This window comes from Gemmatimonadaceae bacterium, assembly GCA_035533755.1.
In the GTDB taxonomy this organism is placed as follows: domain Bacteria; phylum Gemmatimonadota; class Gemmatimonadetes; order Gemmatimonadales; family Gemmatimonadaceae; genus JAGWRI01.
Genome location: DATLTC010000053.1, coordinates 39,525 through 63,000, shown reverse-complemented (window position 1 = coordinate 63,000; position 23,476 = coordinate 39,525). Strand labels below are relative to the sequence as shown.

The 23,476-nt window shown below is 71.1% G+C and carries 23 protein-coding genes and 2 tRNA genes; 22 read left to right on the top strand and 3 right to left on the bottom strand.

The genetic code is table 11. The annotated features are described in order from the left end of the window. Positions 1-40 precede the first annotated feature (40 nt). On the top strand, positions 41-973 hold the full coding sequence (locus VNE60_07650) for a methyltransferase domain-containing protein (GenBank protein HVB31375.1): 933 nt from the start codon (positions 41-43) through the stop codon (positions 971-973). Here the strand turns inward: VNE60_07650 and VNE60_07645 are convergent. Next, the gene (locus VNE60_07645) at positions 933-1,865 is read right to left on the bottom strand and encodes a hypothetical protein (protein ID HVB31374.1); all 933 of its coding nucleotides are present in this window, start codon (positions 1,863-1,865) and stop codon (positions 933-935) included. The two genes, VNE60_07650 and VNE60_07645, sit on opposite strands and share 41 nt — an antisense overlap. Before the next feature lie 309 nt (positions 1,866-2,174). Between VNE60_07645 and VNE60_07640 the strand changes: the two genes are divergently transcribed. From VNE60_07640 to VNE60_07630, 3 genes are all read left to right on the top strand, one after another. Further along, positions 2,175-2,261: transfer RNA gene (locus VNE60_07640), tRNA-Ser, on the top strand. A gap of 58 nt (positions 2,262-2,319) precedes the next feature. Then, positions 2,320-2,407, top strand: a tRNA-Ser gene (locus tag VNE60_07635). A gap of 107 nt (positions 2,408-2,514) precedes the next feature. Continuing rightward, positions 2,515-3,159, top strand: coding sequence for a hypothetical protein (locus VNE60_07630; GenBank protein ID HVB31373.1), 645 nt, complete (start codon positions 2,515-2,517; stop codon positions 3,157-3,159). On the opposite strand, the gene VNE60_07625 is transcribed toward VNE60_07630, so the two are convergent. Next, a complete protein-coding gene (locus VNE60_07625) occupies positions 3,156-3,965 on the bottom strand; it encodes a DUF3108 domain-containing protein (GenBank protein ID HVB31372.1) in 810 nt (269 codons plus the stop codon). The genes VNE60_07630 and VNE60_07625 overlap by 4 nt on opposite strands. A 69-nt stretch (positions 3,966-4,034) precedes the next feature. On the opposite strand from VNE60_07625, the gene pyrR reads away from it, so the two are divergent. Genes pyrR through VNE60_07600 form a run of 5 tightly spaced genes read left to right on the top strand, consistent with a single transcriptional unit; the run spans position 4,035 to position 8,504 of the window. Continuing rightward, positions 4,035-4,607: a bifunctional pyr operon transcriptional regulator/uracil phosphoribosyltransferase PyrR gene (gene pyrR / locus VNE60_07620; GenBank protein ID HVB31371.1), complete on the top strand. Its 573-nt coding sequence runs from the start codon at positions 4,035-4,037 to the stop codon at positions 4,605-4,607. Then, the gene (locus VNE60_07615) at positions 4,604-5,566 is read left to right on the top strand and encodes an aspartate carbamoyltransferase catalytic subunit (GenBank protein ID HVB31370.1); all 963 of its coding nucleotides are present in this window, start codon (positions 4,604-4,606) and stop codon (positions 5,564-5,566) included. The genes pyrR and VNE60_07615 overlap by 4 nt, the downstream gene beginning before the upstream one ends. Further along, positions 5,563-6,858 carry a dihydroorotase gene (locus tag VNE60_07610; protein HVB31369.1) on the top strand — a complete coding sequence of 432 codons (1,296 nt, stop codon included), beginning with the start codon at positions 5,563-5,565 and terminating at the stop codon, positions 6,856-6,858. The genes VNE60_07615 and VNE60_07610 overlap by 4 nt, the downstream gene beginning before the upstream one ends. A 3-nt stretch (positions 6,859-6,861) precedes the next feature. Then, on the top strand, positions 6,862-7,509 hold the full coding sequence (locus tag VNE60_07605; protein HVB31368.1) for a class II aldolase/adducin family protein: 648 nt from the start codon (positions 6,862-6,864) through the stop codon (positions 7,507-7,509). After that, on the top strand, positions 7,506-8,504 hold the full coding sequence (locus tag VNE60_07600) for a hypothetical protein (GenBank protein ID HVB31367.1): 999 nt from the start codon (positions 7,506-7,508) through the stop codon (positions 8,502-8,504). The genes VNE60_07605 and VNE60_07600 overlap by 4 nt, the downstream gene beginning before the upstream one ends. Positions 8,505-8,582: 78 nt before the next feature. Here the strand turns inward: VNE60_07600 and rpsT are convergent, their stop codons facing one another. Continuing rightward, entirely contained in the window at positions 8,583-8,816 is a 234-nt protein-coding gene (gene rpsT / locus VNE60_07595; protein ID HVB31366.1) for a 30S ribosomal protein S20, read from the bottom strand. Positions 8,817-9,017: 201 nt separating this feature from the next. Here rpsT and VNE60_07590 point away from each other — a divergent pair, with 201 nt between their 5' ends. The 13 genes from VNE60_07590 (at position 9,018) to bshA (ending at position 23,470) form a co-directional block, all read left to right on the top strand. Continuing rightward, entirely contained in the window at positions 9,018-9,716 is a 699-nt protein-coding gene (locus VNE60_07590) for a site-2 protease family protein (protein HVB31365.1), read from the top strand. Next, the gene (locus tag VNE60_07585) at positions 9,713-10,456 is read left to right on the top strand and encodes a ScpA family protein (protein HVB31364.1); all 744 of its coding nucleotides are present in this window, start codon (positions 9,713-9,715) and stop codon (positions 10,454-10,456) included. The genes VNE60_07590 and VNE60_07585 overlap by 4 nt, the downstream gene beginning before the upstream one ends. Continuing rightward, positions 10,431-10,973 carry an SMC-Scp complex subunit ScpB gene (gene scpB, locus VNE60_07580; protein HVB31363.1) on the top strand — a complete coding sequence of 181 codons (543 nt, stop codon included), beginning with the start codon at positions 10,431-10,433 and terminating at the stop codon, positions 10,971-10,973. The genes VNE60_07585 and scpB overlap by 26 nt, the downstream gene beginning before the upstream one ends. Beyond that, the gene (locus VNE60_07575; protein HVB31362.1) at positions 10,970-11,701 is read left to right on the top strand and encodes a pseudouridine synthase; all 732 of its coding nucleotides are present in this window, start codon (positions 10,970-10,972) and stop codon (positions 11,699-11,701) included. The genes scpB and VNE60_07575 overlap by 4 nt, the downstream gene beginning before the upstream one ends. A 75-nt stretch (positions 11,702-11,776) precedes the next feature. Further along, positions 11,777-12,751, top strand: a complete 975-nt coding sequence (locus tag VNE60_07570; GenBank protein ID HVB31361.1) for an AAA family ATPase — start codon at positions 11,777-11,779, stop codon at positions 12,749-12,751. After that, complete coding sequence (locus VNE60_07565; protein ID HVB31360.1) at positions 12,748-13,662, top strand: DUF58 domain-containing protein; 915 nt, start codon at positions 12,748-12,750, stop codon at positions 13,660-13,662. Before VNE60_07570 ends, VNE60_07565 begins: the two co-directional genes overlap by 4 nt. Before the next feature lie 2 nt (positions 13,663-13,664). Next, positions 13,665-14,576, top strand: coding sequence for a hypothetical protein (locus VNE60_07560; GenBank protein ID HVB31359.1), 912 nt, complete (start codon positions 13,665-13,667; stop codon positions 14,574-14,576). Further along, positions 14,576-15,565: a VWA domain-containing protein gene (locus VNE60_07555; GenBank protein ID HVB31358.1), complete on the top strand. Its 990-nt coding sequence runs from the start codon at positions 14,576-14,578 to the stop codon at positions 15,563-15,565. Before VNE60_07560 ends, VNE60_07555 begins: the two co-directional genes overlap by 1 nt. Next, positions 15,562-17,244, top strand: coding sequence for a VWA domain-containing protein (locus VNE60_07550; GenBank protein ID HVB31357.1), 1,683 nt, complete (start codon positions 15,562-15,564; stop codon positions 17,242-17,244). The genes VNE60_07555 and VNE60_07550 overlap by 4 nt, the downstream gene beginning before the upstream one ends. Positions 17,245-17,246: 2 nt before the next feature. Beyond that, a complete protein-coding gene (locus VNE60_07545) occupies positions 17,247-19,631 on the top strand; it encodes a BatD family protein (GenBank protein HVB31356.1) in 2,385 nt (794 codons plus the stop codon). Between the two features lie 33 nt (positions 19,632-19,664). Beyond that, a complete protein-coding gene (mutL, locus tag VNE60_07540) occupies positions 19,665-21,437 on the top strand; it encodes a DNA mismatch repair endonuclease MutL (GenBank protein HVB31355.1) in 1,773 nt (590 codons plus the stop codon). Continuing rightward, a complete protein-coding gene (miaA, locus tag VNE60_07535; protein ID HVB31354.1) occupies positions 21,424-22,341 on the top strand; it encodes a tRNA (adenosine(37)-N6)-dimethylallyltransferase MiaA in 918 nt (305 codons plus the stop codon). Before mutL ends, miaA begins: the two co-directional genes overlap by 14 nt. A 4-nt stretch (positions 22,342-22,345) precedes the next feature. Beyond that, positions 22,346-23,470: an N-acetyl-alpha-D-glucosaminyl L-malate synthase BshA gene (gene bshA, locus VNE60_07530; protein ID HVB31353.1), complete on the top strand. Its 1,125-nt coding sequence runs from the start codon at positions 22,346-22,348 to the stop codon at positions 23,468-23,470. Positions 23,471-23,476 lie beyond the last annotated feature (6 nt).

Here is a 23,476-nt window from a genome sequence, read left to right as displayed (position 1 = left end):
TCCTGCGTGCCAGGGCGCGGAACTCACATCGGTCGAGCGCGTGCCCATCGCCGCGCTCGCCGGCGGCTGGAGTGCCCAGCCGAACGTGGCCGAACGCTTCTCCGCCGAGCAGGTGCTGGATCACGTGCGCACCGACGTGCGCGCCGAGGTCGTGGAGGTGCTCCGCTGTGCGCGGTGCGGAATGGAGCACATGGTGCCCATGCGTACGTGGGCCGCCGACCACTACCCCGTGCAGTCGCACGGATTCGGCTTCGATCACGATATCGCGCTCGCGCGGTTGCGTGGAGGCAGTGGCATGCTGCTCGAGATCGGATGCGCCGAAGGCGATTTTCTGGCCGCCGCGGTCGCGCTCGGCTACCGGGCCATCGGCCTGGATTTCGCGCCGGCGAGCGTGGCGGCCGCCCGGGCGGCGGGGCGTGACGTGCGCGATGCGGGCATGCACCGGCTCACCGAAGCCGTGGGGGCGGACGCGCCGTTCGATGTGATTGCGATGTTCCAGATCATCGAGCACCTGGAGACACCGGATACGACGTTCGACGACTTGGCGCGCATGGCGCGTCCGGGCACGCGACTCCTGATCGGGTGCCCGGCGCCGCGGCGATTCGCGCGGGCGTACCCGCATCCCGAACGCGTGGGGCGCAGCGAATTCTGGGACCATCCGCCGCAGCACACCATGCGCTGGACCCCGGCGGCGCTGCGCGCCTTCCTGGCGCGTCATGGCTGGGCCGTGACGCACGTGGCGGAGGAACCGTTCAGTCTGGTCGGCGCCGCAGCGTCCCTGACGTCGTCGTGCGGAATACCGGCCGGCTGGTACCGTCGCCCGGGTCGCCGGCGGCTGGAGACGCTGGGCTGGATGGCCCGGCTGGTGCTGACCGGGGCGCCCTGGCGGTACTCCGGCGTGCGTCTGTACGCGGAGGCCGTTCGAACCGGCGCTATTGCCGCGTCAGCGTCACCGTCGCCGTCTGCTGTGTGAATACCTGCGAGTCCGTAAACGTTGGCGTATACGTCAGCGTGCCCGTCATGGTGGTGCCGTTGGACACCGTGCCGGCAAAGCTCAACGTGCCGTGATAGAACCCGCCGGCGCCTCGCACGTTCTTGCCCACGAGCGTTGATGCGAACGTCACCGTCGTACCCGACAGGCTGCCGCTGGTGAGCGAGTAGCCGTCGCCCGTCCACGGCGGGCCCCCGCCGACCGACGCCGGTATGCCCGGTTGCACGGTGATCACGCCTGCACCCGATAGGCCGGTTCCCACCTGCAGCAGCGCCACCGTGATGGTGGTGCCCGCGCCCTGTGCCGTGGCCCATTCTCCCGACAACGTGGCGGGCGTGGCGGATCCCGACGAAGTGGCCGCGGTACACGCGGCCTTCGACGCGCCGAAGCCGCCGCTGCCGGTGGGGTCCACGATCACGCCGGAAATCGAATCGCCGGTCACGAGCGTACCGTGAATGGTCACCGTGCCCGCCCCGCCGGACGATGACGCGTCGAGCGTGGATCCCGTGACCGTTCCCATGAGCCCCACCGTGCCGACAAAGGGACCGCCGGCCACGCTGGTCACCGAGGCGCCGCCCACCACCACGTTCAGCCATCCGAATTCGATGCCGTCCTGCCACGATCCGCAGTAGGAGGTGGCCGGGACGCCGGTGCTCTGGGGCAGTCCCGAGAACGAGCCGGTGCCGCCGCCGGGTCCGGTGAACGAGCCCGATGCGCTCGACGCCGAGGTCGATCCCGTGAACGCATACCCACCGCCGTTCACGGTGAACGCGCCGGTGGACGCCGAGTACGTTCCCGATAGCGCGGCCGTCACGCCGCCCACCGTGACCATGGTGCCGCCGGCCTGGCCCGATGTATGGGTGGTGAGCGTCAACGTGCCGCTCTGGGCGCCAGAGGCGAATGCGGCCGCGTAGCTGGCGGTTACGTCTCCCCCGGAATTGGATGCGTCGGTAGGGCCGGCGACGCCGCCGCAGGCGGCGACGAGCAGTGCGCATACACTCTGCGTCATCCACGGCGCGGGAGCACCGAGAAGGCTCCGCTGCGATCTCGTCACGAATGCTCCAGCGCGGGGGGTGGAAAGCGAACAGAGCATACCGGCGCGCCGGCCGGGGCGCAATGACCGATGGCTCACGCCGCATCGCGTTGACACCCCGTTACTTGCGGTCTATTTTTCGAGGCTCTTGGACAGGTGGCCGAGTGGTTGAAGGCACCGGTCTCGAAAACCGGCATACCGGCAACGGTATCGTGAGTTCGAATCTCACCCTGTCCGCTGCTGTGGATATTCGGCGCGCTGTCGCAGGGTCAGACCTGCCGGCGCGCCGTCTCTTGGATGGGTGGCCGAGTGGTTTAAGGCGCACGCCTGGAAAGTGTGTGTACGTCAAAAGCGTACCGTGGGTTCGAATCCCACCCCATCCGTGAGTTCAGGCCCGCTGGACCGGCGCCTGGGCGCTCTACTCCGAGCCCGCGCGCCGTGGCTGTACCACCCGCTACGCCGTGCCTACGCGTTGGCCGAATACGCCGCCATGCGCCGCGCGGCCGGCCGTTCCCGGGCCGGCGACGCCTACGGCGAACCGTTCTGGGATCTGCACGTCGACGCCTCGTGGGATTGGGCGGGGTTCGCGATGCTCATCTACAGGTACACGAAGCCGCGCGGCGTGGTGGACGTGGGCTGTGGCGACGCGAAGATCCTGGCGGCGCTCGCGTCCCTCGATCCGGGGCTCGCTCTGCGAGGCTACGACGGCTCCCCCGAAGCGCGGCGCCGTGCCGCGGCGCGCGGGGTCGCCGTGCGGCCGCTGGATCTGGCGAGCATCCGCCCCGAGGCGCTGGCCGCGGTGCGCGCGGACTGCGCGGTGCATGACACGGCGGTGTGCCTCGAGGTGGCCGAACACCTGCTCCCCTGGCACGCGGGACGGCTACTCGGTCTGCTCACAGCCTGCGACACCGTGGTGTTCTCGGCGGCGCATCCGGGGCAGGGCGGCACGCTGCACGTGAACGAGCGGCCACTGTCCTACTGGGTGGCGCGGTTCGCCGAGCGGGGCTACGTCCTGCGCGCCGACGACGCGGCGTTCGGCGCGGAACTCGCGGCGCTCACCCTGCCGCCCTGGTACGCGCAGAATGCGCACCTGTTCGGCCGGCGCCGGGCGGGCGACGGCCGACCGACCGGCTAGGGCTGGGGGCCGGCGGGGACGGTCGGCGGCGCGTGTCCCTCGCCGAGCGTGAAGCTGCGCAGATACATGTTGAGCGACCCGAAGGGCAGCCCCGACTTCATCTGCACGATCAGGCGCCGGTCGTCGTCGCTGATCCAGATCTCGGCGTGCCCGCCTTCGCCGAAGATCCCGGTGGTCTTGATCGTGGGGCGCAGCACGACGCACATGAACTTGCCGGCCGGCACCTGCACCTCCTCCCGCCGCACCACGTCCACGATCACCGGATTGCGGTCGGCCATGAAGTAGCGGTTCCATTCGTAGTGCTGGCCCACGGTCAGCGGCAGCGTGCGGATGAAGTACATGAACGCTTCATCGTCGAGCGGCGCCGGCACGGTGGCGCTCGTGTCCTTGCCGTTGCGCGTGTAGAACCCCCGGCGGGGGAAGATGTCGTACGTGCTCGTGCGCTGGTAGCGTCCTTCGTGGATGTCCTGGAAGTAGCGGTACGAGACCAGGGTCCGGGCGTCGAACCAACTCGTGTAGTTGTCGTGCACGCCGAACCACGCGGGGCCGCCGTTCACGGAGAACTGCACGCGGAACGTCTCGTGGCCGCGCACCGTATCGCGGGCATCGAGCGAGACCTCGGCCCGGCCCACGGAGAGGAAGCCGAATTTCGCGTCGAACGTCATCCGTTCGCCCACCGAGAACGGCCACTTCCCGGGCGCGCCGGGGCCGGTGGTGTCGGTGTGGACGGCACGCGCCGAATCCTGCGCCGCCAGGGGGGCGGCCAGGAGGGGCAGTAGGCACAGGAGCGAGACGATGCGGGACACTTCAGAAAGCAAACGGGGGGCCGCCGTTCGGGCAACCCGGAGATGCGCCGCGCTTCATTTCGGCGCGCCATGTCGCCATATTGTGTACCAATGGCCGCCAATCCCATCACGATTCTCGACGCGCGATCGCTCCAGCGAACCCTCCGTCGAATGGCCGACGAAATCGTCGAGCTGAATAACGGAACGGACGATCTGCTCATTGTTGGTATTCAGCGCCGCGGAGTTCAACTCGCGGCGCGAATTGTATCATTGATCGGTGAGCGCGAGAAAGTCACGGTGCCGCAGGGTGCGCTCGACATCACGCTCTACCGCGACGACCTGCAGACGGTGGGTCCGCGGCCCGTGGTCGGCCCCACCAACATCCCGTGGGACATCGACGGCAAGCGGATCGTGATCGTGGACGACGTCCTGTACACCGGCCGCACGGTGCGCGCCGCGCTCGACGAACTGGCCGATTTCGGCCGGCCCCAACGCATCGGGCTCGCCGTGCTGATCGATCGCGGCGGACGCGAGCTGCCGATTCGCGCCGACATCGTGGGCCGCACGCTCACCGTGCCGCCGGGCGGCCGCATCGACGTGATGATCGCCGAATTGGACGGACGCGATGCCGTGGTGCAGGTGCTGCCGGAGCAGGGCGCGTGACCGGCCCGCTCGGGAAGGACCTTCTCGGGCTCGAGCCGCTCACCGGCGATCAGATCTCGCTCATTCTGGATACTGCCGAACCGTTCAAGGAGATCAGCGAGCGCGCGATCAAGAAGGTCCCGACCCTGCGCGGCGCGACGATCGTCAACCTGTTCTTCGAAGCGTCCACGCGCACCCGCGTGTCGTTCGAGTTCGCGGAGAAGCGGCTGTCCGCCGACGCCGTGAACGTCGGGGCGTCGGGGTCGAGCGTCACGAAAGGCGAGACCCTCGTCGACACGGCGCGCAACCTCGAGGCCATGCGGATCGACATGGTCGTGATCCGCCACGGCGCCTCGGGCGCGGCCCAGTTCCTGGCCGACCGCATCGAGTCCACCGTGATCAACGCCGGGGACGGCACCCACGAGCATCCCACGCAGGGACTGCTCGACCTGCTCACCCTGCGCGACCACTTCAAGAAGCTCGACGGCCTCAAGGTGTGCATCTGCGGTGACGTGCTCCATTCGCGCGTCGCTCGTTCGAACATCTGGGGGCTCTCCAAGATGGGCGCCCAGGTGGCGGTGTGCGGCCCCCGCTCGCTGCTCCCCAACGCCATCGACGAGATGGGCGTCACGGTGTTCGACCATATCGAAGACGCCCTGGAGTGGGCCGACGCCATAAACATCCTGCGCCTGCAGCTGGAACGCATGACGGCGGGATACATCCCGTCGCTGCGCGAATACAACCGGGTGTTCGGCGTGTCGCGCGAGCGGCTGGAGCGCGTGGGCCGGGACATCCTGATCCTCCACCCCGGTCCCATGAACCGGGGCGTCGAGATCGATTCCGACGTCGCCGACGGACCATTCAGCGTGATTCTCAACCAGGTAACCAACGGAGTGGCCGTGCGCATGGCCGTGCTGTATCTGCTCTCGGGTGGCCGCCCCGAGTTGGCCGAGGCCGCCAAGGGCGGGGGGGCGCGATGAGCCGCGCCCTGTTCCTCCACGGCGGCCGCGTGGTCGACCCCTCGCAGGGGATCAACGAGGTGGCCGGCGTGCTCGTCGAGGACGGGCGCATCGTGGCGGTGGGCCCGCGCCTGGGCGACGGCGTCGGCGCCGATGCCGAACGCATCGACTGCACCGGGCTCGTCGTCGCCCCCGGATTCATCGACGTGCACTGCCACCTCCGCGAGCCGGGGCGCGAGGACGTGGAGACCATCGCCACCGGAGCGCGTGCCGCCGCGGCCGGCGGGTTCACCGCGGTCTGCGCGATGCCGAACACCGACCCGGTCACCGACAACCAGGCCGCCGTCGGGTTCATCGTGCGTCAGGGGCAGCGGGCCCGGGCGGCTCGCGTCTATCCCATCGGCGCCGTGTCGCTGGGCCAGAAGGGGCTCGCGCTGGCGGAGTTCGGCGAGATGGTCGGGGCCGGCGCGGTGGCGGTGAGCGACGACGGGAAACCGGTGGCCAGCGCGCACATGATGCGCACGGCGCTCGAGTACGCGCGCACCTTCGGCATCCCCGTGGCCGATCACTGCGAGGAGCCCACGCTGGCAGCCGGCGGGGCCATGAACGAAGGGCTGATGAGCGCGAAGATGGGCCTCAAGGGGATTCCCTCGGAGGCCGAGGAGATCATGGCGATCCGCGATATTCTCCTCGCCCGCCGCACCGGCGGCCACGTCCACCTGTGCCACATGAGCACGCGCGGATCGGTGGACCTCATCCGCTGGGGCAAGGAGCGCGGCATCAACGTCACGGCCGAAGTCTGCCCACACCACATCTCCCTCACGGAAGCGGCGGTGGAGGGGTACGACACCAACGCCAAGATGAATCCGCCGCTGCGCACCGCCGACGACGTCGAGGCGCTGCAACAGGCCGTGCGCGACGGCGTCATCGACGTGATCGCCACCGACCATGCGCCGCACCACTACGACGAGAAGGAACGCGAATTCGCCGATGCGCCCAATGGCATCGTGGGCCTCGAGACGGCGCTCTCCGTGAACATCACGTGGCTGGTGAAGCCGGGCATCATCGACGTCGTGACGCTCATCGACAAGATGTCGGTGGCGCCGGCGCGGATCTTCCACCTTCCGGGCGGCACGCTCCGCACGGGGAGCGCCGCCGACATCACGGTGTTCGACCCGGCAGCCGAGTGGACGGTGCATCCGGCGCATTTCAAGTCCAAGGGCCGCAATTCGCCCTACGCCGGAATGACCCTCGCCGGGCGCGTGCACTACACCCTCGTCGAGGGCCAGGTCATCCATCGCGCGACCGGGTGATCGATGGCCGCCGAGGCCGAGGGGCGGGCTGAGATCGTCGGGGTTTGCGCGCGGCTGTACGCGCGCGGCCTCATCGCCGGCCCGGACGGCAACGTCTCGGTCCGCCTGGGCGACGACCGCATCCTGATCACCCCGGCCGGCCGGTCCAAAGGGGAGGTGCAGGGCCAGGACCTGGTGGTGGTGGATGCCGAGGGCCGGCACGTTTCCGGGAACCACCCTGCGTCGTCTGAGGTACGGATGCATATGCGCATCTACCGACGGCGGCCGGACGTCCATGCAGTCGTGCACGCCCACCCGCCGACGGCGACGGCATTCGGCGTTGCCGGCGAGGATTTCCTGGCGCCGGTGCTGCCGGAAGTGATACTGCAGATGGGCGGGGTCCCCCTCGTCCCGTACGTGACGCCCGGCGGCGAGGCCCTCGCCGACCAGTTCGAACCCTTCCTTCCGCATTACGACGCATTCCTCATGGCCAATCACGGTGCGACGACGGTCGGTCCGTCCCTCACCATCGCGTACCAGCGCATGGAGAGCCTCGAGCACGCGGCGCGCATTCTGCTCGCCGCGCGGCAGTTGGGGCGCGTGCGCCAGCTGACCGACGACCAGGCGGCCGCGCTCCGCGCCGTCGCCGCCGCGGCCCGGGTGATCGCATGACCCGGAAGACTCCGGGGTCGCCGCTCGACGTCGTGACCGCGCTCATGGAAGAGCGGGCCAAGTTCGAGGCCTGGCTCTCCACCCTCGAGGCCCGCCGCGAATCCACGGCGTTGCACGTGTACGAGCGCGTGCGCCTGGATTACGAAGGGCGCCTGCAGCGGGTCGTCGACGAACTCAAGGCGCATGCCACCGAGCTCGAGGCCCAGGCCGAGAAGTACACGGCGCGGCTGGGCGAACTGTCCGCGCAGGAACAGGCCCGGCGCGACGAGCGGGCCGAGGCCGAGCTCCGCGCGCACGTCGGCGAACTGTCGCCCGACGCTTGGGAAGCCACGGCGCGGGAGGCCGACCAGACGCTGGCCGAGATCGCCGCCGAGCAGGCCGTGGTGGGCGCCGACCTCAACCGCGTCCATGACCTCCTCGGTGCTGCGATGGCGCCGCCGGTCGCCGTCGCGCCGGAGCCGGCGCCGCGGCCGCAGGCGGCCACGGACTCCGGCATCGTGACCGAGCCCGCGATGCCGGACCCCGAGGCGGCGCGGCAGTCCACGCCGGCTCCGCAGGGACCGGAACCGCAGCCCACGCCGCCCGCCCGATCGGCGTTCGATGAGCTGGCGTTCCTCAAGTCCGTGGTGTCGCCGTACGCCTCCAGCACGCCCATCGCGCCCTCGCCGCCGCCGGACGCCGCGGTCATGCACGACGACAGCGACGGATTGGGCCAGTCGCTGGTGTCGCGGGCCGGCCGGGTGTCGCACGAGCGCGAGTTCATCCGCGAGGATCCGGCGGACGCCACATCGGGGATCGTCGGGTCGGTGCCGGAGGCGGTGCGGGGCGGGGAACGTCCGTTCGCGGCGAACGTCACGGCCAACAACCCGATCGTGCTGCGGCCGTCCGGCGCGGTGGAGCAGCCGAAGACGCTCAAGTGCGCCGAATGCGCCGCCATGAACTACCCCACGGAGTGGTATTGCGAGCGGTGCGGCGCGGAGTTGGCGTCGCTCTGATCCGGCGCCGGGGCCACGCAAAAAGGGCTGCGATGTTCTCGCAGCCCTTTTGTGCTACTGGCGATCTCGTCCGCTGCGTTACGCCTTGCGAGCGATCTGGCTCTTGTGGCGGGCGGCGGCGTTGCGGTGCATCAGTCCCTTGCGGGCGGCACGGTCAGCCAGGGTCGCGGCCGCAATCTTGTCCGCGTGCGATGCCCCGGGGGCCTTGGCTTTCTTCAGCGCGGTCCTGAGCGCCGCGCGCTGGGCGCGATTGCGCACCGTCGCGGCCCGAGACTTCCGCATGTTCTTTTTCGCGGATGCGATTTTTGGCACGAAATTCTCCGAATTTTGCCGGTCGATTCGCGCGGTTGCGCGAAGCGAGGAACCTAGGGCCGCCGCGGGGTAAAGTCAAGCGCGGTGAAACGCCGGATGTCGTGACGCCACAGTACTTTGACACCCTTCACCGGCATCACTAGCTTACGCGCCACGTCCACGCGCGAGTCAGCGACTCGCCCCGCGCTCTCGCACCCGCCGTTGAATACACTCCAGAGCTTTCTCTTCGTTGCGCCGATCCTCCTGTTTTCCGTGATCGCGCACGAATACGCCCATGGCTACGCCGCATTCCGGCAGGGCGACCCTACGGCCTACCAGTTGGGGCGCCTGACCTGGAACCCGATCCGGCACATCGATCCGTTCATGACCATCCTCCTGCCGGTCATGCTGTGGATCGTGTCGCACGGGCAGGTGATCCTGGGTGGCGCCAAGCCGGTGCCCGTGAACCCGCGCAACTACCGCAACTTCAAGCGCGGCGACATCATCGTGTCGCTGGCCGGCGTGAGCGCCAATCTCGTGATCTCGCTGGGCTGCGCGGCGGCGATCGCGCTCGTGGGGCTCGTGGGCCGCTACGTGACGCCGCTCGACGACACGGTGGCGATTCTGCAGGTGATGCTGACCTACGGCGTCTGGATCAACCTCGTGCTCATCGCGTTCAACCTGATTCCCATTCCTCCGCTCGACGGCTCGCACGTGATGAAGTACCTGCTGCCGCCGGCGTGGTCGCTGCGCTATCAGGCGCTGTCGCGCTACGGGATCATCGTCCTCGTCGTGCTGCTGTACTTCGGCGGGCCCTTCTTCTCGTTCTGGATGCAGCCGGCCATGCACGTCAGCGACTTCCTGCTCAGGGCCGTCGATCCGTTCATGATGCCCAACGCGCAGCAGTGGGCGCCGCGATGAGCGACGCGCAGTTGACCCTCGAGTCGCCCAGCGGCGACGCGGCGTTCGTCGTCGAACTCACCGCGTTCTCCGGGCCGCTCGACCTGCTCCTGTCGCTCATCCGCGAAGAGCAACTCGACATCTACGACATCCCGATCGCCCGCATCGCCGAACAGTTCCTGCTGCGCATCCGCACGCTCGGGCTCAACGATGCGGCGGACTACCTCGAGATGGCGGCGCGGCTGCTGCGCATCAAGGCGCAGATGCTCCTGCCGCGCAGCGGCGAGGAAGCGTGGGAGGATCCGCGCGCGGAACTCGTGCGCCGCCTGCTCGAGTACCAGCAGATGCGCGAGGTCGTGGACCTGCTCGAACACCGCGGCGAGGAGCGGCGCAACCAGTTCGCGCGCGCCTTCGTGCTGCCCAACGCCCCCTCGGCGCCGGCGCCGCTGGCGCTCTCGCTGAGCGAGCTGCTCTCGGCGGTGGACCGCGTGCTGCGTGCGGCGCGGCGGCCCTCCGTCCACGACGTCGTCTCCCGGCCGCTCGACGTGCCGGCGGCGGTGGCCATCATCCGCGCCCTACTCGTGCTCCGGGCCCGCATCATGTGGACGGAGATCGTGAAACGCGATGCCGAGCCGTCGTTCGTCCTCTCGACGCTCATGGGTTTGCTCGAGCTGGCCAAGGTCGGCGAGCTGCGCGTGAACCAACCCCAACCCTTTGCAGACGTGGAGATCGCGCGTGACGCCGCTGGCGAAGCTGCTTGAAGCCGCGCTGTTCGCGAGCGCGCGACCGATTCCGCTCGCCGAACTGGCCGAACTGGATCCCGAGGCCCCGCTCGCCGTCGTGACGGCCGAGCTGGAGACGCTGCGCGAGCACTACGACGTGGACGGTCACGGCGTGGAACTCGTGGAGATCGGGGGGGGCTGGCAGATCCTCACCCGCGCCGAGTACACCGAGGCCATCGAGCGCGCGCAGTTGGCCGCCCGTCCGCAGCGGCTGTCGGCGGCGGCGCTGGAGACGCTGGCCATCGTGGCCTATCGCCAGCCGATCGGCCGCGCCGAGATCGAGGAGATCCGCGGCGTGAACGTGGGCGGCGTCCTCAAGTCGCTGCACGAGCGCGGGCTCGTGGACGTGGTGGGGCGCGCCGAGGGACTGGGCCGCCCGCTGCTGTATGGGACGACCCCGCTGTTCCTGGAACATTTCGCCCTGCGGCATCTGCAGGAGTTGCCGCGGGCCGACGAGCTCGCGATCGCCCTGCGTGCCGAACCGAAGGCCGTGTGACGGACTCTCCGATGCGCATCCAGCGCGCGCTGGCGCGCGCGGGTGTCGCGTCGCGGCGCCGGGCCGAGGAGTTGATCGCGGCGGGCCGCGTCACGATCAACGGCGTGGTGGCGCGCATCGGCCAGAGCGTCGTCCCGGGCGTGGACCGCATTCTGGTCGACGGGCGCGCCGTGGCGGCGCCCGCCGCGGCCACGTGGATCGTGCTGCACAAGCCGTCCGGCGTGATGACCACGAAATCGGATCCGGCCGGCCGCCGCACGGTGTTCGACCTCGTGCCCAAGGTGCCGGGGCTGGTCTACGTCGGGCGCCTGGACTACCTGACGGAAGGCGTGTTGCTGATGACCACCGACGGCGCGGCGGCGCACGCCCTCACCCACCCCAGTCGCGAGATCGAGCGCACGTACGTGGCCACGGTGCGTGGCGACGCCAAGACGGCCGCCCGCGTTGCGCAGACCGGGGTCGCGCTGGAAGACGGCATGGTCACGGCACGGCATGCCGCGGCGGAACGACTGGCCGACGGCCGGTGGGCATTCGAGATTACGATCGCGGAAGGGCGGACGCGCGAGGTCCGGCGCCTGTGCGAGGCGCTGAACCTGGACGTCGACCGTCTGGTGCGCACGCGGTTCGGGCCGGTGCAGCTGGGGTCGCTGCCGAGCGGGGCGACGCGGCCGCTCAAGCCCAATGAGGCGGCCGTGATCAACGCGCTCGCCGAGCACGTCGAGCGCTGAACGGATAGAACCGCCGTCGGGCGGCGGGGTACAGATCGGGACGCCTTCGCACACCCACCCCTCGTTGGAGCGGCCGTGGAACCACAGCACACTTCGTCGGCGGATTCTCGCCTGGTGCACGACGTCACGGCGCAGGTCGCGCGACGGGTCGTGGGCCAGGACTACATGGTGGAGCGGCTGCTGATCAGCCTGCTCACGGGCGGCCACGTCTTGCTCGAGGGGGTTCCGGGACTGGCCAAGACGCTGACCGTGCGCACGCTCGCCGAGACGATCGACACGACGTTCCAGCGCATCCAGTTCACGCCCGACCTGCTGCCGGCGGACGTGCTCGGCACGCAGGTGTACGAACAGGGGTCGGGGCAGTTCGTGGTGAAGAAGGGGCCGATCTTCGCCAACATCATCCTCGCCGACGAGATCAACCGCGCCCCGGCCAAGGTCCAGGCGGCGCTCCTCGAGGCGATGCAGGAGAAGCAGGTCACCATCGGCGGCGCCACGTACACCCTCGACGAACCGTTCCTCGTGCTGGCCACGCAGAATCCCATCGAGCAGGAGGGCACGTACCCCCTCCCCGAAGCGCAGGTGGACCGGTTCATGCTCAAGCTGCGCGTGGGCTATCCCACTCGCGACGAGGAGAAGGAGATCATGCGCCGCATGGCGAGCGGCGTGCCGATCGCCGTCGAGCATGTGGCCACGCCCCAGGCGATTCTCGAGGCGCGGCGGCGCATCGCCGAGCTGTACATGGACGACCGGATCGTGGACTACATCGTGGACATCGTCCACGCCACGCGCGACCCGGCGGCCGCCGGCCTGCCCGATCTCGCGCCGCTCATCGAATTCGGCGCCAGCCCGCGGGCCACGATCGCCCTCGCCCAGGCGTCGCGCGCCCATGCGTTCCTGCGCGGCCGCGCCTTCGTGACCCCGGACGACGTGAAGGCGATCGGGCCCGACGTGCTCCGCCACCGGGTGATCACCACGTACGAAGCCGAGGCCGAGGAGATCACGACCGAAGAGATCGTGCGCCGCATCTTCGCCAAGATCGAGAGTCCATGACCACGGCCGCCGCCTCGCGTACGGCGCTCGTCTCCCCGGACATCCTGCGGCAGGTCCGGCTGGTCGAGTTGCGTACCCGCGGCCTCGTGAATTCGCTGTTCGCCGGGGAATACCGGTCGGTGTTCAAGGGGCAGGGCATGGAATTCTCGGAGGTGCGCGAGTACCAGGCGGGCGATGAGGTGCGCACCATCGACTGGAACGTCACGGCCCGCATGCGGCGGCCGTACGTCAAGCGGTACATCGAGGAGCGCGAGCTGACGGTCGTGCTCGCCGTGGACCTGTCGGGCTCGGAGCGGTTCGGCACGCGGCGCCGGTTCAAGAGCGAGGTGGCCGCGGAACTCGCCGCCGTGCTCGCGATGTCGGCCATCCGCAACAACGACCGCGTGGGCACGGTGTTCTTCACCGACCGCGTCGAGCACGTCGTGCCCCCGCGCAAGGGACGCCGGCACGCGCTCCGCGTGTTGCGCGACCTGCTGGTGTTCGAGCCGCAGGGCCGCGGCACCGATGTCGGCGGCGCGCTCGGGTATCTGGGACGGATGCTCTCCCATACGGCGATCATCTTCGTGGTCTCGGACTTCCTCGGCGCCGACGTGGAGCGTCCGCTCAAGCTGCTCACCCAGCGCCACGACGTCGTCGCCGTGACGGTGGAAGATCCCGCCGAGGTCGAGCTGCCCGACGTCGGGCTGGCCCGCCTCGTCGATCCCGAGACGGGGGCGACGATCGACGTGAATACCAGCGATCCGTTGGTGCGCGCCGCGTACGCGCAGCGCGTGAACGCCGAGCGCGAGCGCCGGCAGCGGTTGCTGCGCCGCCTGGCCATCGATGAGGTGCCCATCCGCACCGAAGCGCCGATCATCGAGCCGCTGCTCCGGTTCTTCCGGACGCGCGAAACGCGGGCCTGGAGGCGTTAGCCGTGCGACTTCGCGGCGCGCTCCTGCTGGTGGGCCTTCCGGCGTTCGTCGCGCGGGCCCAGGGGCCTGCCCGGTCGGGCACGGTGATTCGCCCCGACACCGTCACCGTCGGCCAGCCGTTCCGCGTCGAGGTCCGGGTGCGGGCCGCCGCCGGCGCGACGATCATCTTCCCCCCGGGCCCCGATTCGACGGGCAGCGTGCAGGCGCTCGATCCGCGTGTGGTCACCGACGCCCACACGGCGGGCGCGGTCGATCAGACGGCCAGCTACCGGCTCGCGGCGTGGGACGTGGGCACGCTCCGCGTGGGACTCCCCGACGTGATCGTGGAGGCGGGAGGGCGCCAGACCCTCGTGCCGCTGGCCGGCCTCACGGTGTTCGTGAAGAGCGTGCTCCCGGGGGACTCGTCGCTCCGCGTGCCCAAGCCGGCGCGCGATCTGCTGGTGAGTCCGGCGGTGCCGTGGTGGATCCTCGGCGTGCTCGCCCTCATCGCGTTCCTGCTCTGGGTGTCCTGGCGCCGTCGTGGGCGCGGCGGCCTGCCCTCGGCGCCCGGCGTCGATCCGTTCGCGCGCGCCGAGCGGGAGTTCGCGCGCGTCGCCGCCCTCGGCCTCGTCGAGGCGGGGGAGCGCGGCCGCTACGTGGCGCTCGTCGTCGAGGTGCTGCGCGACTATCTGGTGGCGCGGTATCCGCTGGCCACGCTCTCGCTCACGTCGGAGGAACTCGCCGCCGAACTCCGCGACGCGGCGGCGGTGCCGCACGAGTCGCTGCATCGGCTGCTGCAGGAGGCCGACCTGATCAAGTTCGCGCGCCGCACCCTGACCACCGAGCAGGCGCTCGAGCTCGGGCGTGAGGCGCAGGCGGTCGTGGCCCACGAGCACGTCGCGTCCGCGCCGCCGCCGCAGTCGGAGGCGGCCTGATGACAATCCCGCACGTGGAGTTCGTGACGCCGGCGGCGCTGGGGTTGCTCCTCGCGCTTCCCGTCTGGTGGTGGTGGTACCGGCGCCACCAGCGCGCGGGCATCGTGTTCTCGCGCGTCAGCGTCCTCGCCGCCGTCGCCGGGCGGCACAGCCGCGTCACGCGCTGGATCGTCGCGCTGCGCAACCTGGCGATCCTGCTCGCCGTGGTCGCGCTGGCCCGCCCGCGTGCCGGCGCGCGCGCGGAGAACGTGACCAGCGAGGGCATCAACATCGTCATCGCCATCGATCTCTCGAGCTCCATGTTGTCGCAGGACTTCCAGCCGGACAATCGGCTCGAAGTGGCCAAACGCACGGTCAAGGAGTTCATCGCCGAGCGCACGAGCGATCGGATCGGTATCGTCGCGTTTGCCGCCGAGGCGCTCACCCAGGTGCCGCTCACCACGGATTATCCGGTGGTCAACGCGGCCGTGGACAATCTGCAGGCGGGCCAGCTCGAGGACGGCACGGCCATCGGCACCGCCATCGCCACGGCGGCCAACCGGCTGCGCGACGCCCCCGGCCGGTCGCGCGTCATGATCCTGCTCACCGACGGCGTGAACAACCGCGGCGCGATCGATCCCCGGACGGCGGCCCGCGCCGCGGCGGCGTTCGGCATCAAGATCTACACGATCGGCGTCGGCACCGAGGGCATGGCGCCGGTGCCCGTGGGGCGCGGCCTGTTCGGTCTGCGCTATGAGAATCGTCCGGTCGAGATCGACGAGTCGCTCCTCACCGACGTGGCGAACATCACCGGCGGGCGGTACTTCCGGGCTCGCGACGCCGCCGCGCTCCGCCGCATCTATCAGCAGATCGACGAACTCGAGCGCGTGCCGGTGCAGACCCGGACGTACGTGCGGTACACCGAACTCTATCGCTGGCCGCTGGGGCTGGCGCTGCTCGGCCTGACGTTGGAGTTGGGCCTCGTCGCGTGGAAGGCGCCGCTGCCGTGACCTTCGACTACCCGTGGATCCTTGCGCTGGCGGTGTTGCTCCCGGCGGCCGTCGGCGTCGTGCTGCTGCGGGGCGGACGGCGGCGGCGCGCCCGGCTCGAGCGGTTCGGCGACCTCGACGTGGTCTCGCGGCTGATGCCTGGCGCGCTCGCGCAGTCCGCGGGTTGGCGGGCCGCGCGCCTGGCCGGCGCCTGCGCCCTGGCCGGTGTGGCGCTGGCGGGGCCGCGCTGGGGGCTCGAGCGCAACGTCACGCGGACCCGCGGATTCGACATGGTGCTGGCGCTCGACGTGTCGCTCTCCATGCGCGCCACCGACGTCCGCCCCGATCGGCTGGAGCGGATGAAGCAGGAGGTGCGCCGGCTGCGCGCCATGTCGCCGGGTGACCGCATCGGACTGATCGTGTTTGCCGGACGCAGCTACGTGCTGTCGCCGCTCACCGTGGACGAGGGGGCCCTCGATCTCTTCCTCGACAACCTCGACCCGTCGATCGTCGGGCAGCCGGGTAGTTCGCTGTCGCGGGCCATCCGGCAGGGCACCGACCTGCTGTCGCTCGGCAGCAGCGGCGCCGACCGCGCGCTGGTGGTCATGAGCGACGGCGAGGCGTTCGAGCCGGAGGCCGACGTGGTGGCCGAAGCGCGGCGTGCCGGCGAGAAGGGCATCAGCCTGGTGACGGTCGGCTTCGGCACGACGGCCGGGTCCACGATCCCGGTGCGGGCGCCCGACGGCACGATGACGGTCAAGCGGGACGACCGCGGGCAGGTGGTGATCACGCACTACGTGCCGGGCATGCTGCAGGCCGCCGCGCAGGCGGCGCACGGCACGTTCATCGACGCCGCGGCCACCGACAAGGCGGCCCGCATCCGCGACGCGCTGTCCACGCTGCGCACGCAGCAGCGCACGTCGGTGGGCGCCGAGACGCGGACGCCGCGCTACCAACTCTTCCTGCTGCCCGCGGTCCTCTTGCTGCTGCTCGATGCGTTCCTGGTCGCGCGTACCGACCGGCGGCGACGCGGCGATCCCCTACGCGGGCCGGCCGCGGCGACCGTGGCCGCGCTGATCCTCGTGGCGGTCATCTCGGGGTGCGCGGGCAGCCGTCAGGCCGCCGCGGCCGCTACCGCGTACCGGGCCAAGCAGTATCCCGAGGCGGTGGCGCTCTACCGGAGCGCCATCGAACAGGGGGACGTGCGGCCCCAGACGATCTACGATTACGGCACGGCGTCGCTCGCCGCCGATTCCATCCAGCAGGCCACGGACGCCCTCGAGCGCGTGGTCGATCTGCCCGATGCGGAACTGCGGTTCCGCGCCCTGTTCAACCTCGGCCTCGCCCACCTGCGTCGCGGCCTCGCCGCCGGCCCCGACAACGGCAGCGACGACGTGCAGGCGGCCCTCGCGACGTACAAGAAGGCGCTGCTGCTGCGCCCGGACGAGCTCGACGCGAAGTGGAACTACGAGCTCGCGCTGCGCGACAAGAAGCAGCAGAGCGGGGGCGGCGGGGGCGGGGGCGGCGGGGGCAATGGCAGCCCGTCGCCGGAATCGTCGCAGAATCCCAGCGGCGGCCTGGGCATGAACCAGGCCGCGCAGCTCCTGGCCAGCGCAGCGCGCGAGGAACGCGACGTGGAGGCCAGGCAACAGCAGCGGCGTACGAGCGCCGAGCCGCCGCCCGGCGGCAAGGACTGGTAGACGTGCTCGGATTGGCGCTCATCGCCCAGCTTGCCATCGTGGCGCACGCACCGGATACCGTCGGCGCGTGCGAGCCGCTCGATGTGTCCGTGGCTGTGTCGGCGCCGGGCACGATCCTGCCGCGCGTCGTCGTCCCGTCGTTCCAGCCGTTCGACCTCATGCGGTCGGCCACGATGCCGAGCGTGGCGCGCGACTCGCGCGCCGTGCCGTCGGTGATGGTCGAATATCGCTACGTGCTGGTCACCGACCGGGCCGGCACGTACACGATCCCGGCGTTCGAGGCACGACTCGGCGCCACCGTCGCGCGGTCGCAGGCCATGCGCGTCGTCGTCATGCCGTCGACGGGCGATGCCGTGCCGGCCGTGCTCACCCGGGCCCGCATCGACGCCGACGGCGAAGCCGATCTCCGGGCCGCCGGCCCCGACACCGTGTACGTGGGCCAGCAGGCCAACTACGACGTGGCCGTGTTCCTCAACAGCGCGATGCGCCGCCGCCTCCGGCGCAATCCCACGTTCTATCCGCCGGACATGCAGTCCGTGCTCGCCTACGATCTCGCGGCCGGAGGCACCGAGCGCGCGCCGGGCGGCGCCTCGCGCTGCTTCGATGCCCTCGTCTATCGCCGGGCGATCTTCCCCCTGCAGGCGGGACGCATCGTCATTCCGCCCGCGCAGCTCACGTATTCGCTGCCCGTGGGCGCGAGCTTCTTCAGTCGCGAGGAGTCGCACGAACTGCAGACCGACAGCGCCGTGCTGATCGCCGTCGATCCGCCCGCCGCCGGTCGCCCCGCCGATTTCGACGGCGCGGTGGGCGACCTGCAGGTGAGCGCCCGGCTGGAGCCGGCGGCGCGCGTCGGCGACCCGCTCACCCTCACCGTGCGCGTGTCCGGCAGCGGCAATGTGAAGCTCTATCCACGGCCGCGCCTCGACATCCCCTGGGCGTCGGCCGTGCCGTCCGACGTTCGCGTCCGCGTCGATACCACGGGACGCCGGATCGGCGGGTCGAAGGACTTCGACTGGGTGGTCACGCCGCGCGTGGCCGGCAATCAGGTGCTGCCCGCCGTGCGTTATGCCTACTTCGATCCCGCGGCGCGCCGCTACCAGGTGGCGATGTCGTCGAGCCTCCGCGTCGCCGTCCGGCCGGGAACGCTGGCCGCCGTCGATTCCACGCGCCGCCAGGAAGTCCTGCCGTTGCGCACCGAATATCGCGGCGCGATCGGCGAGCCACTGTCGTCGCACCCCGCGTTCTGGCTGCTGCTGGCCATGGCGCCGCTCCCCGCCGTGGGCGCGCGCTGGCGTTCGCGCCGGCGCCGTGCGCCGCGGCCCCTCAAGCCCGCCGCGCGCATGGATCACGCTGTGCGTGCCGCCGGCCCGCATCCCGACGGCCGCGCCCTGCGCCGCGCTTTCGTATCGGTGCTTGGCGAGCGGCTGGCGCTCGACTCCGACGCGTTCACCAGGCCGGATGCGCTCCGCCACGCGCTGCGGCTGGCCGGTGTGTCGACCGACGCGGCGGCGCAGGCGGAACAGCTGCTCCGCGAGCTCGATGCGGCCGCATTCTCTGGCCAGACACCGCTCGTGCCCGGCGCCGGCGAATCCGCGGTCGCGCTCGTGCGTCGCATTGACCAGGAGGCGCTGGATCGGCGCGAACTGCCGTTCCGCGCGATGGCGCTGGTCCTCGTGGCCGCGGTCGGCCTCGCCGCCTCGGTGCACGCGCTGCAGAGCGGGACGCCGGCCGACACGTTCCGGGCCGGCGTGGCGGCGTACCAGCGCCGCGATTTCGTGGCCGCCCGCGATGCGTTCGCGCGCGTGGTGGCCGCCGAGCCACGCGCCGCCGACGGATGGGCCAACCTCGGCACCGCGGCGTGGGCGGGGCGCGATACCGTGCACGCCGTCGTCGGATGGCGGCGAGCCCTGGGTCTCGAGCCGCTCGCCGGCGACGTGCGCGGCCGACTGGGACTCGTGCACGGCATCCGCGCGCTATCGCCCGGCTACGCGCCGCCCGTGCCGCTCGACGCGGCGATCCTGTTGATGGCTCTGGGGTGGCTGGCGGCGTGCGTGGCCTGGCACCCGGCCGTGCGCCGCCGCGCCCCGTGGACCGCCGGCTGGGCCGTCCCGCTGGCCGTCGGCGCGGCGCTGGTCGGGTTGGGTGCCGTCTCGCTGCAGGCGCGCCTCTCGGCACGCGGTGTGGCGGTGGCGCGCACGAGTGTGACGCTCAGCGACGATCCGGCCCTCGGCGCCGATCGCGGGCCCACCGTGGTCGTGGGCGAGATGGTGCGCGTGCTCGGGCGCCAGGGGGCGTGGTCGCGCGTGCAGTTGGACGGCGGACGCGAAGGCTGGATGGCCAACGAACAACTCGTGGCGCTCGACGCGCCGCTACCGTCCCTCGATTGACGCTCGCGGCCGCAATCCGGTAGCTTCCACGCGATGTCCGCCACACCAGACCCGATGCCGCTCGGCGCTTCCCGCATCGCCATCCTGCCGAGCGCCGTGGCCGACCAGATTGCCGCCGGCGAGGTTGTCGAGCGCCCGGCATCGGTGGTCAAGGAGCTGATCGAGAACGCCCTCGACGCCGGCGCCGGCTCGCTCGACGTGGACGTCGAGGAGGGCGGCCGACAGCGCATTCGCGTGAGCGACGACGGATGGGGCATGGGACGCGACGACGCCGTGCTCGCGCTGGCCCGCCATGCCACCTCCAAGATCCGCGCGGCGTCCGACCTGGTGGGCGTCGCCAGCTTCGGATTCCGTGGCGAAGCGCTGCCCGCGATCTGCTCGGTATCGCACCTCGAGATCGAGACGGCGGCCGCCGACGGCGGCGGCACGCGGGTGCGTGCCGCCGGCGGCACGGTGCTCGACACGGCCGACGCCGCCCGCCGGCGCGGCACCACCGTGACGGTGGCCCACCTGTTCTACAATGCGCCCGCTCGGCTGAAGTTCATGCGCGGCCCGCGCTCCGAATGGCGAGCCATCGTCGACGCCATCACCAGCATCGCGCTCACGCGGCGCGACGTGCGGCTCACGCTCCACCACGACGGCAAGCGCGTCATGGCGCTGCCGCCGGCCTCGTCGCTGCGGGCCCGCCTCGCGGCGCTCTGGGGCGGCACCTACGCCGAACGGTTCCTCGAGGTCGACGACGTGAGCGGCAGCACGCGCGTCTCGGGGCTGGTCGAGCGGCCGGCCGACGTCGGGATCGCCGGGCGGCGGGTCTTCGTCTCCGTCAATGGCCGCGCCGTGCGCGACCCGGGCATCGTGCGCGCCGCGGAGGCGGCATTCAAGTCCACGATTCCCGCGGGCGTGCGCCCCACGCTGTTCCTCGATGTGGAGGTGGCCGCCGATGCCGTGGACGTGAACGTGCACCCCGCCAAGGCGGAGGTCCGATTCCGCGACCGCTGGCCCGTGGAGCGCGCCGTGGAAGCCGCGGTGCGCCGCGCGCTGGGCACGATCGGCGCCGGCGCCGTGATCGGACGCCCGCCCATTCCATTTCCCGCCGCCCCGCGCGACGCCTTCTCCCCCGTGGACGTGGAAGCGCTGCGCCGCGAGCCGCCCGCGCCGGACGGCTTGTTCGCCGACGCGCAGGCGGAACGCGCCGAGCCCGCCCCGCCGGTGGAGCGCGAGCCCGAGGACGCCGAACCCATCCCGCCGCTCGTGCAGCTCCGTCGCACGTACCTGATGTTCGAGGGCGACGGGGGCGTCGTGCTCATCGACCAGCACTCGGCGCACGAGCGCGTGCTCTACGAGGCGTTCATGGGCGCGCTCACGCGCGGCGAGGCGCCGGCCCAGCATCTGCTGTTCCCGATCACGCTGCACCTGGGACCCGCCGAGGCCGAAGCCTTCGAGCAGAACCGGGCCGCGTTCGAGCAGTTGGGCTTCGAGATCGAGGGCTTCGGGGGCCACACGCTCATCGTGCGGAGCGTGCCCATGCCACACCCGCGATTCGATCCCGAGCGGTGTCTGCGCGAGACGCTCGACGCGCTCACCGGCGACCGGTTCGCCGCGGTGGCGCAGCGCCACGAGCGGCTCGCCGCGACGATCGCCTGCAAGGCCGCGATCAAGGCCGGCGATGCGCTGTCGCCCGGCGAGATGCGGGCCCTGTTCGTCGACCTGCGCCGCACCACGCTTCCCGCGCACGACGTCCACGGACGCTCCACCGTGGTCCTCCTCTCGTGGGACGAACTCGAGCGGCGGTTTGGAAGAAAATAGGCGCCGCGTCATCTGCGGCCCCACGGCGGCGGGCAAGTCGGCGATCGCGCTCTGGCTCGCGGAACGGTTCGGGGCGTCGATCATCAGCGCCGACGCGCGCCAGATCTACCGCGGCTTCGATATCGGCACGGCCACGCCGTCGCCCGACGAACGTCGGCGCGTGCCGCACTACGGCATCGACATCCTCGATCCCACGGCGCGCTACTCCGCCGCCGCCTGGGCCGCCGACGCCGAAGGCTGGTTCGCCGATGTGGCGCGGACGGGGCGCGAGCCGCTCATCGTGGGCGGCACCGGATTCTATCTGCGGGCGCTGTTCGGCCCGCTGTTCCACGAGCCGCCGCTGGACGCCGAACGCCGCCGCGCCCTTGCCGGCGTGCTGGCGCCGATGCCGATCGATGCCCTGCGCCGCTGGGGCGCCGTGCTCGACCCGGCGCGCGCGCACCTCGGCCGCACGCAGCTCCTGCGCGCCATCGAGGTGGCCCTCCTCACCGGCCGCCGCGTGAGCACGCTGCATCGCGAGGCGGCGCGCCCGCCGCGGTGGAGCGCGCGTTATCTTCTCGTGGATCCGGGCGCCGTGCTCGCGGCGCGGATCGAGACGCGGGTGGACGCCATGCTGCACGCGGGATGGCTGGACGAGGCGCGCCGGCTCGCGGCCAGCGTGCCTCGGGGCGCGCCGGCGTGGAACGCGGCGGGGTACAACGTGATTCGTGCCGTGGCGGAAGGCCAACTGTCGCCCGCCGAAGGACGGGCGCGGGTGGTCGTGGAGACGCGGCAATATGCCAAGCGGCAGCGCACCTGGTTCCGGCATCAATTGCGCGGCGCTCCGGTGACGACCCTCGATCCCGCACGGCCGGACTGGCAGGCGGTCATCGAACGGTGGTGGCAAGGCGACGAGGAGGCATGAGGCGGTGAAGATCGGCATCACCTGTTATCCCACCTATGGCGGCTCGGGCGCTGTCGCCACCGAACTCGGCATCGCGCTTGCCCATCGGGGACACGAGGTGCACTTCATCTCGTACCGCCAGCCCTTCCGCCTGCCGGCGTTCCTGCCGCGAGTGTACTTCCACGAAGTGGACGTGGGCCGCTACCCTCTGTTCGAGTATCCGCCCTACGACCTCGCGCTCGCCGTGCGCATGCACGAGGTCGTGCTCGCGCACCGGCTCGACCTGCTGCACTGCCACTACGCCATCCCGCACGCCACCAGCGCGTGGATCGCCAAGGAGATGCTCCACCCGGCGCGCCCCGACATCCGGGTGGTCACCACGCTCCACGGCACCGACATCACCATCGTGGGCCAGGATCCGTCGTTCTATCCGATCACCAAGTTCTCGATCGAGAAGTCCGACGGGCTCACCGCGGTGTCCCAGTTCCTCCAGCGCGAGACGGTCACGGCGTTCGGGTGCACGGGAAGCCGCATCGAGGTGATCCCCAACTTCATCGATCCCACCGTCTACGACCGGGCGCGCTATCCGGCGGCGCGCGGCGCCTTCGGCGACGGCCGCCCCGTGCTCATGCACATCTCCAACTTCCGGCCCGTGAAGCGGGTGGTCGATATCGTCCGCGTATTCGCCCGGGTGACGGCCGAACTGCCGAGCGTGCTCGTCATGGTGGGCGACGGGCCCGATCGCGTGGTCGCCGAGCACGAAGCGCGCCGGCTCGGCGTCCATGAGCACGTGATGTTCCTGGGGAAGATCGAGACCGTGGCCCCGCTGCTCGCGTCGGCCGACCTCTACCTGCTGCCCACCGATCGCGAATCGTTCGGCTTGAGCGCGCTCGAGGCGCTCGCCACCGGCACGCCCGTCATCGGCGCCAACGTGGGCGGCCTGCCCGAGGTGGTGCAGGACGGAGTGACGGGCGCCCTCTGCGACGTGGGGGATGTCGAGGCGATGGCCCATGCCGCGCTGCGCATCCTCAAGGATCGCGACCTGTGGTCCACGATGAGCCGCACGGCCGCCGCCGATGCGCGCCGGCGCTACGCCCTCAACGACATCGTGGCCCATTACGAGCGGTTCTACGCCACGGCCCTCGCCTGACCGATC

What these genes read in the sequence shown, in the direction of transcription:
- VNE60_07585 (HVB31364.1), top strand. Translation starts at nt 9,713, where the DNA reads ATGAGCGACGCGCAGTTGACCCTCGAGTCGCCCAGCGGCGACGCGGCG.
- VNE60_07555 (HVB31358.1), top strand. Translation starts at nt 14,576, where the DNA reads ATGACAATCCCGCACGTGGAGTTCGTGACGCCGGCGGCGCTGGGGTTG.
- VNE60_07610 (HVB31369.1), top strand. Translation starts at nt 5,563, where the DNA reads ATGAGCCGCGCCCTGTTCCTCCACGGCGGCCGCGTGGTCGACCCCTCG.
- mutL (HVB31355.1), top strand. Translation starts at nt 19,665, where the DNA reads ATGTCCGCCACACCAGACCCGATGCCGCTCGGCGCTTCCCGCATCGCC.
- VNE60_07630 (HVB31373.1), top strand. Translation starts at nt 2,515, where the DNA reads ATGCGCCGCGCGGCCGGCCGTTCCCGGGCCGGCGACGCCTACGGCGAA.
- VNE60_07600 (HVB31367.1), top strand. Translation starts at nt 7,506, where the DNA reads ATGACCCGGAAGACTCCGGGGTCGCCGCTCGACGTCGTGACCGCGCTC.
- VNE60_07565 (HVB31360.1), top strand. Translation starts at nt 12,748, where the DNA reads ATGACCACGGCCGCCGCCTCGCGTACGGCGCTCGTCTCCCCGGACATC.
- pyrR (HVB31371.1), top strand. Translation starts at nt 4,035, where the DNA reads ATGTCGCCATATTGTGTACCAATGGCCGCCAATCCCATCACGATTCTC.
- VNE60_07605 (HVB31368.1), top strand. Translation starts at nt 6,862, where the DNA reads ATGGCCGCCGAGGCCGAGGGGCGGGCTGAGATCGTCGGGGTTTGCGCG.